Source organism: Bacteroides sp. 1001136B_160425_E2, assembly GCF_015559655.1.
Classification (GTDB): domain Bacteria; phylum Bacteroidota; class Bacteroidia; order Bacteroidales; family Bacteroidaceae; genus Bacteroides; species Bacteroides luhongzhouii.
The window spans coordinates 125,251-139,257 of record NZ_JADMQH010000009.1 but is presented as its reverse complement, the minus strand read 5'-3'; the positions used below and the strand labels follow the sequence as shown (position 1 = coordinate 139,257).

The window sequence follows — 14,007 nt, the reverse complement described above, 5'->3', positions numbered from 1 at the left end:
TTGAAGATGAAGAATGTGTCCCGTTACATCGACCTTGCCTTTTGCCTCATTTTTCTGCCGCTGATGATACTTGTTTTTCCGGTGGAACGATGGTGGGGCACGTATCCTGTGTTCTTCAGTTCATTCATCGGTTGGCTGTATATCACTTACTTTGTTTATAAGTATTTCGTTATCCCCCGGCTGTTTCATGCGGGCAGGCAGCGTATTTATGCTCTTGCGGCTATTGCTGCTTCCCTGCTGATAACTTTCTTTTTCTCATCTTACGAAATTACATCACCGCTCTATCATATCAACCAACATGAACGTGAACTTTATTCATATCTGATTTGGGGGGTGAGGCAGAATCAACAAGCAGTATGGCTGCATTACATTGTCGTGGTGATATTTTGTTTTGCCGTGGGGATGCTGAATGAAGCGTACCGCCAGCGATTGGCACGCGAGGAAGTAGAATATGAACGCAACAAAGCGGAACTGGCGCTTTATAAGGCACAAATCAATCCGCATTTTCTTTTTAATACGCTCAATACGATTTATGGGCTATTGATTATGCATTCCGACAAGACTGAAACCACATTGGAACAATTCATAAACTTGACGAAGTATATGTACAATAATGCCAACCATGAGTTTATCTCTCTATCTGAGGAGGTGGAATATATCAGCCAATATATTGATCTTCAGAAGTTGCGTCTGAATGAGTTTGCAGATGTATCTTTTAGTTACGAGGTCGAATCGCCCGAAATGTCCGTTCCGCCTATGATGCTGATTACTTTTGTGGAGAATGCTTTCAAGTATGGCATCTCGTCCAACGAGCCTTGTTTCATTCGCATTCACTTGGATCAAAAGGACGATACGCTCTGCTTTGAAGTGGCGAATTCCGTTTTTGAACGTAATGTGAAGAACTCCAAACGAATGGGGATTGAAAACTGCCGCAAGCGTTTGTCCTTGCTCTATCCCGGTCGTCACCGACTGGATTTAGGATGCAGTAGGGACAACACGTTCCATGTCCGGCTTGAACTTAAATGTGCACCTTTATGATGAAATGTATTGCTATAGATGACGAACCTATTGCGCTGAACATTATCAGTCAGTATTGCCGACGACGGGGAGATTTGCAGATCGAGACATACAGTTCTCCCCGGCTGGGTATGCAGCGCGTCCGTGAGTGGCAACCGGATATCGTGTTTCTCGATATTGAGATGAATGGGATATCGGGTATTGAACTGGCACGTGAATTGCCTTTGTCTTGCTGCCTGATATTTACTACCGCATACGCTCATTATGCCCTTGAAGGTTTTGAAGTGAATGCTGTTGACTTCCTGCACAAACCCTATTTTTATGACCGCTTCGATCGTGCTGTGCAGAAGGCGGAGCAGTGGCTTAAGATGCACGATTTGCTCAGTGTATCGGAGGCTGCTTCTCGACAGTTGGTGTTGAAAGTTGAGTATAAAAATGTGACTATTTCCATAGATACCATTCTTTATATTGAATCGATAGATAATTATGTCAAGATACATGGCACCGATGGCAAGACGGTACTTTCCAAAATCACATTGAGAAGCCTTGAGGAACAGCTCCCCCAAGGAGAATTTATCCGTATACATCGTTCTTTTCTGGTTCCGAAAAAAAGAGTAGCTAAATTCTCACGCTCCGAAGTGGTTTTGGTAAAAAGCGGGAAAAGTCTGCCTGTGGGGAAGAAATACGCAGAAGATGCGATGATGCTATTAGGAAAGGAAGAAGGCTGATTCCGGATTATTCAGCCTCCTTCTTGTTTTGACTATTGTTTTTTGTTGGGGGGAGAATGTCTTTACTTCTTGGTGATACGGAACCAGTCTACATCTGTCCATCCTCCGTCGTTAGTAACGATGGCAGGACGTGTGCAGAACATACCGACCTTAGCGCCGATCCATTGTCCTTCTTTTGCCTGGAAAGGATTACCCAATGATTCATACTTCTTTCCATCGAGGCTGTAGCTGAAATGACACATCGCAATGAGGTCATGTCCGCCTTCACTACCCTTGATCTTCTTGCCATCACAACTGAAGCGAACTTTCAGGTAAACCGTATTTTGAGAAAGATCAACAGAAGCATTTGCCTGTTCCAGTTTTCCTTTATCCGCTCTTTTACATTCAACTTGAGATAACACTAGTCCTTTATCTGTATTTTCCAGAATTATTCCGGCATAATCCCTGCCCATAACAACAAGTCCGGTGCGTTCACCTTTAAGTTTAGGGTTAGGGCTGAACGTAAGTTTCATTGTTGCGGTGAAATTATCAGAAGGAGTTTTCTGCAAGAGCAGGTTGGCTACATCCCACAGATTCTTATATTCTTTTAAAACCGGATAAGAATATAACCTCACATAACTCTTGTCGCCTGCGTAATAGGCCCATTTCTCATTGATGTTAGCGTGCCATTGCCATTGCGGAGAAAGTGTATATCCGTCGAATTCGTCACTTTCTTGTGGAGTGCAGATAGGATATGTCTTACCTACATTCGGCTTCTTGTAAGTCAAAACAGGTTCGCCGCAGCCGTCACCGTCTTTATCAATACCGATAACAGGCCAGTCATTTACCCATTTCATGGGTTGGAGATGCATAATGCGTCCGTAAGCGCCGACATCCTGAAAATGGAGGAACCAGTCTTCTCCGGTAGGAGTATCCACCCATGCACCCTGGTGAGGACCGTTGACTGGAGAGTTACCTTGCGCGAGTACTGTTTTCCATTCGTAAGGACCGTAGATGTTTTTAGAACGTAGTACGACCTGCCAGCCAGTCGGTACACCACCGGCCGGATGAAAGATATAATAATAGTCGTTTCTCTTATACATTTTAGGACCTTCGCAAGTCTGATGTGCTTCGTGACCGTCGAAGATAATACGAGAAGGAGTGATCGCTGCATTTGCTTCCGCATTCAGTTCGCAGATAGTGATTACACTTTTCAGTCCGGCACGGCTTCCTGCGTATGCGTGTACCATATATACTTTTCCGTCTTCATCCCAGAACGGACAAGTGTCAATAATACCTTTTCCAGGTTTCACCAAGACCGGTTCGCTCCACGGACCTTTCGGATCTTTGGCTTTCACCATAAAAGCTCCCTGATCAGGATCTCCCCAAAAGATATAAAACTCACCGTTGTGATGACGGATAGCCGGAGCCCAGACACGATTACCGTGTTCCGGCCGTTCCGGAGTTTCGATAGGAGGGAGGGCATTGGGAACTGCGGCATCGATGATTGTCCAGTTGACTAAATCTTTGGAATGAAGGATTTGCAATCCCGGCAAACAGTTGAAACTGGATGAAGTCATATAGAAATCATCTCCTACGCGGCAAGCGTCCGGGTCGGAGTAGTCGGCATAAAGCACCGGATTTTTGTATTTACCGTTTCCGAGGTCGGAAACCCATACTTCAGATACATAGTTCTTCTGTGCTACTGCGGTGAAAACCGTAAATAAGCAAAAGGCTAAAGTCTGTGTCAATCGTTTCATGTTATAGATAGATTATTTTATAGATATGATTCGTTGGTTTTATCTGATGGCAAAGGTAAATAAAAAGACTCTGCACAAGGAGGAATATTTGTGCAGAGTCATAGAAAAATTGGTAGATACCTCGTAATTTTTGTTTAGTTGTATTTGTATCTGCCCTATTTATTGGTGCGGTCATCTTTTATTTTCACTGTCACCGGATGAGCCAGCTCTTCTTTCCATTCGCGGAGATGAGCAAACCATGCTTCCGGCGTTTTATATCCGAATGTCTCTTTCATCGAGGTGAAAGTAGTGTGATATTGGAAATATTTATTTCCCGGAGCGGTAATTGTATAAAGGAAATTGGCTTTATCCTTTTCTTCCGATTTCACATAACGTTGAGGGATACAAGTGCCCAGCCCTACAGTTTCTTTAGCATATTTCACGGTGTCGTTTACCGGCCAGTCGGTTCCCCAGCTTCCCACGAGTCCTTTATGGTCGGAGAAAGACTTGGAAGTACCCACGATGTCTTGCACACCTGTACAGAAAACTTCTTTATCGAGCGGTTCGTCAAAGAATGCTTCGATATGGAGATCGCGATGTCCGGCATAAAGCGTGTAGCGTGTCATCATATTCAGTTCCTGATCCTGATATTTCCATCCGGTCACTTCAATTTCTGCAATCACCCGCACCGGTCCGTAAGAGATGATACGTTCTGTACGAGTGTCCACCGGAGTGATATGCGTTGCCTTTTGTCCGTCCCAACCTTTCAATGCGCCCGGTCCGCAGCTGTCGAACACACGAAGTACATCGTCTCCGAATCCTTTAGCTAACTGCTCATCTGTCGGGTAGAACTGCGATTCTTTGATCTCCAGCCCTTTGTTGAACTTACCGTAAATATCCGGTGTCTGTTTCTCATTGAAATAAAGACGATATCCCACCAGCTCCGATTCCAGAACCGGACCGTGAGGACGTACCATGCTGTATATATTGCTGGTGCCGGGAACGGTGATAGCCTGTACCCGTTGATGTTTGCCTTTCCGATTGTCTACTATAAACATATCGGCATAAACTCGTTCCGGATAAGTCTTTGCACTTTTCTCCGAAGAGAGTGTAACCTGGAATATTTTTCTGCCGTGAGCAGGAAGGTCGGTCACAAAGACTAGTTCGTCCATCTTGCGGTCTCTGTTCAAATCGTCCAGCTGCGAAGGAATTTCCTTTATTCCTTCCATGACAATGGCAGATTTAACTTTGAAGCCAGCGTGCAACTCATGCAGATTGATAACAACCGGAGCATCCGCTTTGGCCTGATGCCAGTTGTTTTGTACTTCAACTGTGATGGTTTTCTCCTGTTTCTGCGCTTGGGCAGACAGACTGAAAACTCCTAAAAGGAAAGTAAAAATAAAAAGATTCTTCTTCATGATTTTCTAAGGCTGAAATTATACGTCGTATTTCTCCTTGCAAAAGTAACAGAAAAAAATAGCAGACTGTCTATCTTTTGAAAAGATTATAGTCTGCTATTTGAGCTTTTTACTCTATATAATGATATTGTGGTTTTCTATGCGATGAACTTTATTTGAGACTTAAAATTTCTTCTTTCGCTCCCAGTTCTTCATAAACTTTCCCGTTTACGGTCAGATTCTTAGCATTTTTGACGTTTAATATATTGTTGCCTTTGGATGATTCCACATATACATTCTCCAAAGTAACTCCGTCAACCTGGCTGATAACAACGCCATCCGTAGCTTCTGTCATCACGACATTCTTAACGGTAATGTTGCTGATCGGCATTTCCGGCAAACCATTGAAGAACATGGCACGTCCCGAACCTCTGCAAACAATATTAGAGATATGAATATTGCGGAAAGCGGGTGTTTCTTCCGTTACCGGAGGAATACTTGTCTTCATGCGGTTCAGCAAATCCTCTTCCGATTCTTCGCCGGCACCTTTTCCGCCGTAGAACAAGTCGAACAACAACGGTTCGTTCGGAATGTTAATCATGTTGATATTATTAATGTAGATGTTTTCTACCACACCGCCACGTCCGCGAGTGCTCTTGAAGCGCAAGCCTACGTCTGTGCCCATAAATGTGCAGTCTTCCACATAGATATTCTTCACGCCACCCGACATTTCACTACCTACTACGAATCCGCCGTGTCCGTGCAGTACCGTATTATTTTTCACAATAACGTTCTGGCAAGGTTCACCGCGACGGCGTCCGTTTTCATCTTTACCGGATTTAATACAGATTGCATCATCTCCCGCATCGAATACACTATTAATAATCAGCGCGTTCTTGCAAGATTCCAAGTCGATGGCGTCACCATTCTGGGAATACCAAGGATTGATGACCATGATATTATTTACTGTGAAATCTTCGCAGGACAAGGGGTGCAGACACCAGCTTGGTGAGTTTTTGAAAGTAACACCTTCCAGCAGCACCTTCTTGCTTTGGACGATGCTTAACAGCACCGGACGCAACCACGGACGGATTTCAGCCCATTCTTCGTCTGTATTGATCCCTTCGGGTACATTGAAATCTTTACAAGCCATTGCACCTTTCAGTGAACCGGCTGTGGGGTACCATATCTCTTGTTTTTCGTCGAGAACACCTCCCGAGTTTACCAGTTTTTTCCATTGTGAAGCAGTCAGTTTGCCTTTTTTTACCGGACGCCAACAGTCGCCGTTTCCGTCAAATGTGCCGTATCCTGTGATAGCGATATTCTCTGCATTGCGTGCGGAAATAGGCGATTGGCAACGACGGGTTTCCAATCCTTCAAAAGAAGTGGCAATGATAGGATATGCCTCAAAATCACCGGTGAAAAGCACCAATGCATTCTGTTCCGTATATAAATTCACGTTGCTCAATAGTTCGATAGGTCCTGTCAACCAGATACCTTCCGGGATAATCACTTTCCCCCCTCCGCGCTGATTCACCTCTTTAATGGCATCGTTGATTGCTTTTGTATTCAGGAACAGACCATCGCCTTTGGCTCCGAATTTCTCAATGTTTACCTCGTAAGCAGGAAAAACCGGTTGCTGTACTTTGGGCATTTCAAAAGGTAGATTCTGGTAAAGAGCGTCACTGATGGAGCTCTCTTTTATGACAGTCTTGCTTTGTTTACATCCTGATGAGATAAACGGTAAACAGCATAGGACTATCCAGAAGAGTCTTTTTGTCAATGTGTTCATTTAGTAACTTATTTCTATAGGGTTATACATCTATTGTTTTTCTTGGTAGTTGGGTGATGATTAATGAGGGCGATTTCATAATTCTTATGTCCTTCCGCAGGCGATCTGTCGCAGGCAGCCTGCAGGAGAGGAATAAGACGAATTCATGTTAACCTAATTCTAACCTTAAATAAATATTATGAAAAAACCTCTTAATTATCGGTTGCAAAGATAGGTGGCAAACCCCAAGAGGATGTGGACTAATTGATAGAATACGTGTATTTTTTGTCATTTCTGTCTATTATTTGCACACTTCTCGTGTTTTTATGCAGAAAGTTCCTATCTTTGCACAAAATTTAACTATTAAAAGATATGAGTTACAACTTGTTGAAAGGAAAAAGAGGTATTATCTTCGGTGCTTTGAACGATCAGTCTATTGCCTGGAAGGTGGCAGAGCGTGCCGTAGAAGAAGGTGCAACTATTACATTATCAAATACTCCGATGGCTATCCGTATGGGAGAAGTCGATGCTTTGGCCGAAAAATTGAATTGCCAGGTTATTCCGGCAGATGCCACCAGTGTAGAAGATTTGCAAAATGTATTCAAAACCTCCATGGATATACTGGGTGGACAAATTGATTTTGTACTCCACTCTATCGGTATGTCTCCCAACGTGCGCAAGAAACGTACTTACGATGACCTTGACTATGGAATGTTGGATAAGACATTGGATATTTCAGCTGTTTCATTCCACAAAATGATTCAGTCGGCTAAAAAATTGAATGCTATTGCTGATTACGGTTCTATCGTTGCTTTGAGCTACGTGGCCGCGCAGCGTACTTTCTATGGCTACAACGATATGGCAGATGCAAAGGCATTGCTGGAATCTATTGCACGCAGCTTCGGTTACATCTATGGACGCGAACATAGCGTGCGTGTGAACACTATCTCACAGTCTCCTACATTTACTACTGCCGGTTCGGGCGTGAAAGGTATGGATAAACTGTTTGATTTCTCCAACCGTATGTCTCCGCTCGGAAATGCTACGGCTGACGAATGTGCCGATTATTGCATCGTGATGTTCTCCGATCTTACCCGTAAGGTGACTATGCAGAACTTATTCCATGACGGCGGATTCTCCAGCGTAGGTATGAGTCTTCGTGCCATGGCTACTTACGAGAAAGGACTCGACGAGTATATGGACGAAAATGGTAACATCATTTACGGATAAAAGATTATGAAACTACGGATCTCTCTTCTTATTATATTATTTAGTATGCTTTTCACCTCCTGCGGGATAAGCACAGGAAAGGGTACGGAGCAGAAGGAAGAGGAGATTTCTGTTCTAAGATATGATAAGCTGTTGAGCGAATACGTTCGCTCTAACAGCTTTTCTGCTATGCAGAAGTTGACGATGGACTATCGTATGCCGACGAAAATCCTGATTGAGGATGTATTGTCTATTGGTACGGTAAAAGATGATACTATTTCGCAACGTCTGCAGAAATTCTATTCGGATACAACTTTAGTCCGTTTGCTTAGCGACGTGGAAGCAAAGTATCCTAATCTGGATGAGGTGGAAAAAGGACTTAACAAAGGATTCCGGAAACTGAAGAAGGAAGTGCCTGATACGAAAGTGCCGTTTATCTATTCGCAAGTGTCTGCCTTCAACGAATCTATTATTTTGGTGGATTCTTTATTAGGGATCAGTCTTGATAAATATATGGGGGAAGATTATCCTCTCTATAAGCGTTTCTATTACGATTATCAATGTCGTTCGATGCGTCCGGAACGAATTGTGCCGGATTGTTTTGCTTTTTATCTTTTGAGCCGTTACGGAATGAACTATCATGAAGGTACTTGTTTGATTGACTTGATGATGCACTCCGGAAAAATCCATTACGTAGTGCAGAACTTATTGGGATATAGTGATATCGGCGAAGCGATGGGATATTCCAAGGAGGAGAGCGACTGGTGTAAGGAGAATGAAAAGGAGATATGGAATTATATCTGTACCAACGATCATCTGCATGCACGAGACCCGATGGTGATCCGCTATTATATGAAGCCCGCTCCTGCTGTCGATATGTTGGGTGCTCAAGCTCCGGCATTGATCGGAACATGGATGGGAGCAAGAATCATCGCTTCTTATATGAAAAAGCATAAGGACATGAAACTGAAAGATCTCCTGGAATTTACTGATTACCATGAGATGTTAAGTGAATCCAACTACCTGGCTTCCTAAACAGTTACATTTCTCAATTTTTAATTAGCTTCGCTCAAGACCTTATTTGATTTTTAATATTAAAAGTATAGCCTCAATTTAAAAGTGGAAACTGCCCTCTATTTATTGCCCGTGACGTTAGGTGATACATCTATTGAAAAGGTATTGCCTTCTTATAATAAGGAGATTATCTCCGGTATCCGATATTTTATAGTCGAAGATGTTCGTTCTGCCCGTCGTTTCCTGAAAAAGGTAGACCGGGAGATTGATATTGATGCATTGACATTTTATCCGTTGAACAAGCATACTTCCCCTGATGATATTTCCGGTTATTTGCAACCTTTGGTGAGTGGAGCTTCAATGGGGGTTATCTCCGAAGCTGGTTGTCCGGCAATAGCTGATCCGGGAGCGGATGTGGTTGCCATCGCACAGCGTAAAAAGTTAAAAGTGGTTCCTTTGGTCGGACCTTCTTCCATTATCCTTTCCGTGATGGCTTCCGGCTTTAACGGGCAGAGTTTTGCGTTTCATGGTTATCTGCCGATTGAGCCGGGAGAGCGTGCCAAGAAGCTGAAGACACTGGAGCAGCGCGTGTACGCTGAAAATCAGACGCAGCTTTTCATTGAGACGCCTTACCGGAATCATAAGATGATAGAAGATATTTTGTTGAATTGCCGTCCTCAAACAAAGCTCTGTATCGCTGCCAATATTACTTGTGAAGGAGAATATATACAGACGCGTACAGTGAAGGACTGGAAAGGGCACGTGCCCGATTTATCTAAGATTCCCTGTATTTTTCTCTTATATAAATAACTCCTTTCAGGTGTTCATATTCATCTTCGAAACAGCTGCTGAAGAAGCCTTTTCCTAAGTTTTCCTCTATCTGTTTGAAACTCCAAAGTTTACTGTTTTTAAAGCGGGGGGTACAAAGGATAGAATCATCTTTGATATCGACAATGAATAGATAGATAAGACGGTTGGTCACTTCATTCTCGAAGTGATAAACGATATTGAATTCAGGCTTGATACCTTTTTCATGGGGGAAAGCATTGTTGATTAAGCGAGTGGCGCCTGCTTCCAGAGATTCTCCGTAGCGGAGATAACATTCCATGGGAATATCTACTTTGCTTCTGTCTAGGATGGCTGTTGATGGCCTGTCGCAAAGGAACAACATTCCGTGAGTGGATATGGCAATTCTTATCACCGGATTGATGTATGCATTTTTATAATTAGCTGCTTCTATTGCAGGTGTTTTCCCGATCACGTCTCCTTTGGTATTTACAATAGGAACATATTCTGTGTGTGACATTAAGTGATTGAAGAAACGGATGGCTATCTGGTTGAACAGGATACTCATTAGAAAAACGGTAGGGGGCAATACTTTATAGAGTACAAACGTACTCGTCTTGCTCAACGGATCTTGAAAAACGATGGTAATGCTGATTATAATAAAATGCAATATACCGAAGATCAAAGCAATACGTGCGGATACAACGGCGGCTTCGGCTCCCTGTGCATATAAACGTTTGTTACAAGAGCCTATCTGTTTTAAAAAATGGTTGATAAACCTTTTCTTATGCATGTAAAGACTCAACATCGGAATGAGAATACTGACTTCCAGCGTAAGTGGAAGTGCACCGGGAGGAACATAATCACCGGGAATAAGAGCTGCCAAGGACAATAGTGCCAGCACTCCGGTTGCTATATAGAGGATAAAATTTGGAATTAACATTCCCTTACGTCGATAAGAAAGGTATATACCTACAATACCTATGCCTGTACCGATGTAAATAGCCGTGTCTTGCGTTATAAGTTCACACAATAAAATGGAAATAATAACGGGGATAAAACCCAGCGACATATTAAATGCGGAAGAAAGTATTCCTTTATGAGCCATCTCTATATTTATGTTTATTTGTCGGTTCTATCTATAAAACAAATCGTGTATGTGTTTTGTTTGCTAACGAATATGTTTCTCTGCGTGGTAGGAGGAGCGGACAAGGGGAGCGCTTTCTACGATGTTGAATCCTTTCTCTAAACCTACAGTTTTATATTTTGCAAATTGCAGCGGAGTGATGTATGCCGCAACGGGATAATGCCGGTGACTCGGTTGCAGGTATTGGCCTATGGTAAGAATCTGACAACCGGTTGTTAATAGATCATCCATCAATGTTTCGACTTCCTCCGGGGTCTCACCCAGTCCGACCATAATACCGCTTTTAGATTTAACTCCCTTTTCGGAAATGTGTCTGATGACTTGCAAACTTGTATCATAATTTGCCGCACTGCGTACTAACGGGCTAATGCGGCGTACGGTTTCCATATTGTGTGAAATAATGTCGGGACGGGCTTCGATTACCAAATCTACCAACTCCATCCTGCCTTGAAAATCAGGAATGAGCACTTCGATTGTTGTCTGTGGATTCAGTCTTTTGATTTCTCGGATGGTACGTGCCCAATGTGCGGCTCCCAAATCCGGCAGATCATCCCGGTCTACGGAAGTGATGACAGCATGATCCAGCTTCATCAGTGCGATAGATTCTGCTACATGGGTAGGTTCGTTTGCGTCTAACGGATGCGGGCGCCCGGTTTGTGTGTTGCAGAATTTGCAACTGCGCGTACAGATATCACCACCGATCATAAAGGTAGCAGTTCCTTTTCCCCAGCATTCTCCCATATTGGGGCAACGTCCACTGCTACATATGGTATGTAAGCAGTGGGAGTCGACAATCCGTTTGGTTTCGGTGTATCGTTCGTTGGCACCGATATTAATTTTCAGCCATTCGGGCTTACGTACTCTGTCCGTCATTATAAATTGTTCAAGAAAAAGTTGGTCAAGCGTGTGTATAAGTGTTGGCGGGTATTGCCACCATATATTCCATGATTGCGGTTCGTGTACACTTGCATATCAAATTGTTTTCCAAGTTGAACCAATTGTTCGGCATATTCCGCACAGTTTTGGAAGTGCACATTGTCATCTGCCATGCCATGCACCAACAACAAGTTTCCATGCAGTTTGTCAGCACGGGTAAAAGCTGATGATTCCTTATATCCTTCTGCGTTCTCTTTCGGAGTACGCATGAAACGTTCGGTGTAAATCGTATCATAGAAACGCCAGTCAGTTGGTGCGGCCACTGCTACTCCCGCTTTGAATACAGGCGTTCCTTCGCTCATACTCATGAGGGTCATGTAGCCACCGTAGCTCCAGCCCCAGATTCCGATGCGATCTTTATCCACGTATGGTTGTTTGCCGAGATACAAAGCAGTCTCTACCTGGTCTTTGGCTTCTTTGACTCCGATTTTCAGATAGGTACATTTCTCAAAAGCTTCTCCACGACCTCCTGTGCCACGACCGTCCACGCATACTACTATATAACCGAGGCTTGCCATATAAGTTTCCCAACTGATTCCCCAGGTATCCAATACCTGTTGAGAGCCCGGACCGCTATATTGATACATCAGTACCGGATATTTTTGGGATGCGGAGAAATTAACCGGTTTCATCATCCAGCCGTTCAACTTCACGCCATCTGTGGTTTGGAAAGTAAAGAACTCTTTTTGTGGCACAGCATATCCGGACAATGTTTGTTTCAATCCGTCATTGGTAATAAGCGTTTTGAGTGTTTTACCCGAATTATCATTCAGTGTAACCAGCATCGGAGTATTCAAGTTAGAGAACTTGTTCATGTAATACTTCATCGATTTGCTGAAGAGCGGTGTATTTGTTCCTACCTGTTGGGATAGTTTAGTCTTCTTGCCTTTCTTATCTATTTTATAGACAGCTTTGCGCAGAGGACTCTCTTCATTGCTGGTGTAATAGAAAGAACCATCTTCTTCATCGTATCCCAGAAAATCTTTCACCTCAAACTTACCGTTAGTAACCTTTTTAATCAGATTACCTCCCATGCTATACCAATAGAGGTGGCTGTAACCGTCACGCTCGCTAAGCAGACTGAAATATTCCGGATAGAACTGGATATTATCGAAAATATTCTCCTTAATATAATAAGGGGATTCATCGCGGAGTATAAGTTTGCAAAGTGTTGAACGAGGGTCGGCAAAGTAAAGATCAAAACGGTCCTGATGACGGTTCAATGTCATGATAGCCAATTTGTTGGCATCCTTTGTGAAGCGGATACGCGGAATGTATCCATCTGCATCCAATGGGAGTTTCATTGTACGGGTGACATGTGATTTGATATCATACGTACGTACCTCTACTTTCGAATTCGGATATCCGGCTTTCGGATATTTGTATGTATATTCGCCCGGATAATCTTTTAAGGCATCAATACGGGGTGCTTGCCCGGCAAATACCGGGAAAGAGTAGGAGGGAACTTCCGACTCGTCGAAACGGATAAAAGCAATCAGCGTATTGTCGGCACTGAATTCCAAGGCACGGTTGAAGCCGAATTCTTCTTCATACACCCAGTCAGGAATACCGTTGATTACAGAATTCTGTTTGCCATCTTCTGTGACCTGGCTTTCGCTGTTGCCGTAAAGCAGCTTGACAAGAAATATGTTATTGTTGCGGACAAATGCGATCATGGTACCGTCCGGAGAAAAGACGGGGACCTGTTGAGGTCCACCGTCAGACAGCCGTTCAATAATGTTGTTTGTCGTAACGCCCTTATCATTTCGTTTTAAAGGGTAAATGTAATGTACAGCTGTGTATGAATGCCTATAAATAGGTGTTGTTTTAGTAGCAATCAGTAATTTCTGACCGTCGGGCGAGAATTGGTAACTGTCGAAGTTCTTGAAGTCACATTCGCGTGTAGTATTTACATCGAAAATCACTTCTACTTTCTCACCTGTCTTGAAAGAGTATTTAATGATTTGCGTGCCGTCAGCGTTCATCTGTGTGTAGTGTTCGCCATCAGGCATAGGGATTACTCCCTGAATATTTTCCGGGCGGAAACGTCCGGAGGTAATATCTTTTAAATCAAGTGCCTTTTGTCCTTGTGCCATTCCGGTCAGACAGAGAAGGCAGAGTAATAAAGTGATGCTGATCTTTTTCATCTGCGTTTATAATCGGTTTTGGTTTTAATTCGTACTTGCAAAAGTAACAATAAACTTAGATTCAACAAAGCCTGACCAATTTTTATATAGATTTGATAAGGATTATTGGGTGAGATTCAATATCTTTGTGAAAAGGA

The 14,007-nt window shown here is 43.2% G+C and carries 11 protein-coding genes; 5 read left to right on the top strand and 6 right to left on the bottom strand.

What is annotated here, in order from left to right:
• The first annotated feature begins 6 nt into the window (after positions 1-6).
• Both I2I04_RS11005 and I2I04_RS11000 read left to right on the top strand, forming a co-directional pair.
• On the top strand, positions 7-1,038 hold the full coding sequence (locus I2I04_RS11005; protein WP_195655018.1) for a sensor histidine kinase: 1,032 nt from the start codon (positions 7-9) through the stop codon (positions 1,036-1,038).
• Positions 1,035-1,745: a LytR/AlgR family response regulator transcription factor gene (locus I2I04_RS11000; protein ID WP_223225820.1), complete on the top strand. Its 711-nt coding sequence runs from the start codon at positions 1,035-1,037 to the stop codon at positions 1,743-1,745. The genes I2I04_RS11005 and I2I04_RS11000 overlap by 4 nt, the downstream gene beginning before the upstream one ends.
• Positions 1,746-1,807: 62 nt before the next feature.
• On the opposite strand, the gene I2I04_RS10995 is transcribed toward I2I04_RS11000, so the two are convergent.
• The 3 genes from I2I04_RS10995 to I2I04_RS10985 all read right to left on the bottom strand — a co-directional run bounded on the left by I2I04_RS10995 (position 1,808) and on the right by I2I04_RS10985 (position 6,652).
• Complete coding sequence (locus I2I04_RS10995; RefSeq protein WP_195655017.1) at positions 1,808-3,484, bottom strand: glycoside hydrolase 43 family protein; 1,677 nt, start codon at positions 3,482-3,484, stop codon at positions 1,808-1,810.
• Between the two features lie 155 nt (positions 3,485-3,639).
• Complete coding sequence (locus I2I04_RS10990; protein ID WP_195472087.1) at positions 3,640-4,881, bottom strand: DUF4861 domain-containing protein; 1,242 nt, start codon at positions 4,879-4,881, stop codon at positions 3,640-3,642.
• A gap of 151 nt (positions 4,882-5,032) precedes the next feature.
• On the bottom strand, positions 5,033-6,652 hold the full coding sequence (locus I2I04_RS10985; RefSeq protein WP_195655016.1) for a glycoside hydrolase family 28 protein: 1,620 nt from the start codon (positions 6,650-6,652) through the stop codon (positions 5,033-5,035).
• A gap of 351 nt (positions 6,653-7,003) precedes the next feature.
• Here I2I04_RS10985 and I2I04_RS10980 point away from each other — a divergent pair, with 351 nt between their 5' ends.
• From I2I04_RS10980 to I2I04_RS10970, 3 genes are all read left to right on the top strand, one after another.
• Complete coding sequence (locus I2I04_RS10980; protein WP_143258046.1) at positions 7,004-7,861, top strand: enoyl-ACP reductase; 858 nt, start codon at positions 7,004-7,006, stop codon at positions 7,859-7,861.
• 6 nt (positions 7,862-7,867) lie between these two features.
• Positions 7,868-8,875, top strand: a complete 1,008-nt coding sequence (locus tag I2I04_RS10975; protein WP_143258047.1) for a gliding motility lipoprotein GldB — start codon at positions 7,868-7,870, stop codon at positions 8,873-8,875.
• Positions 8,876-8,959: 84 nt separating this feature from the next.
• On the top strand, positions 8,960-9,664 hold the full coding sequence (locus I2I04_RS10970) for an SAM-dependent methyltransferase (RefSeq protein WP_143258048.1): 705 nt from the start codon (positions 8,960-8,962) through the stop codon (positions 9,662-9,664).
• On the opposite strand, the gene I2I04_RS10965 is transcribed toward I2I04_RS10970, so the two are convergent.
• From I2I04_RS10965 to I2I04_RS10955, 3 genes are all read right to left on the bottom strand, one after another.
• The gene (locus I2I04_RS10965) at positions 9,630-10,748 is read right to left on the bottom strand and encodes a hypothetical protein (RefSeq protein WP_143258049.1); all 1,119 of its coding nucleotides are present in this window, start codon (positions 10,746-10,748) and stop codon (positions 9,630-9,632) included. The genes I2I04_RS10970 and I2I04_RS10965 overlap by 35 nt on opposite strands.
• A 63-nt stretch (positions 10,749-10,811) precedes the next feature.
• Positions 10,812-11,660: a lipoyl synthase gene (lipA, locus tag I2I04_RS10960; protein WP_195655015.1), complete on the bottom strand. Its 849-nt coding sequence runs from the start codon at positions 11,658-11,660 to the stop codon at positions 10,812-10,814.
• Positions 11,660-13,870, bottom strand: a complete 2,211-nt coding sequence (locus I2I04_RS10955; RefSeq protein WP_195655014.1) for a S9 family peptidase — start codon at positions 13,868-13,870, stop codon at positions 11,660-11,662. Before I2I04_RS10955 ends, lipA begins: the two co-directional genes overlap by 1 nt.
• Positions 13,871-14,007: the final 137 nt, after the last annotated feature.

What these genes read in the sequence shown, in the direction of transcription:
- I2I04_RS10990 (WP_195472087.1), bottom strand. Translation starts at nt 4,881, where the DNA reads ATGAAGAAGAATCTTTTTATTTTTACTTTCCTTTTAGGAGTTTTCAGT.
- I2I04_RS10985 (WP_195655016.1), bottom strand. Translation starts at nt 6,652, where the DNA reads ATGAACACATTGACAAAAAGACTCTTCTGGATAGTCCTATGCTGTTTA.
- lipA (WP_195655015.1), bottom strand. Translation starts at nt 11,660, where the DNA reads ATGACGGACAGAGTACGTAAGCCCGAATGGCTGAAAATTAATATCGGT.
- I2I04_RS10965 (WP_143258049.1), bottom strand. Translation starts at nt 10,748, where the DNA reads ATGGCTCATAAAGGAATACTTTCTTCCGCATTTAATATGTCGCTGGGT.
- I2I04_RS11000 (WP_223225820.1), top strand. Translation starts at nt 1,035, where the DNA reads ATGATGAAATGTATTGCTATAGATGACGAACCTATTGCGCTGAACATT.
- I2I04_RS10980 (WP_143258046.1), top strand. Translation starts at nt 7,004, where the DNA reads ATGAGTTACAACTTGTTGAAAGGAAAAAGAGGTATTATCTTCGGTGCT.
- I2I04_RS10975 (WP_143258047.1), top strand. Translation starts at nt 7,868, where the DNA reads ATGAAACTACGGATCTCTCTTCTTATTATATTATTTAGTATGCTTTTC.
- I2I04_RS11005 (WP_195655018.1), top strand. Translation starts at nt 7, where the DNA reads ATGAAGAATGTGTCCCGTTACATCGACCTTGCCTTTTGCCTCATTTTT.
- I2I04_RS10955 (WP_195655014.1), bottom strand. Translation starts at nt 13,870, where the DNA reads ATGAAAAAGATCAGCATCACTTTATTACTCTGCCTTCTCTGTCTGACC.
- I2I04_RS10995 (WP_195655017.1), bottom strand. Translation starts at nt 3,484, where the DNA reads ATGAAACGATTGACACAGACTTTAGCCTTTTGCTTATTTACGGTTTTC.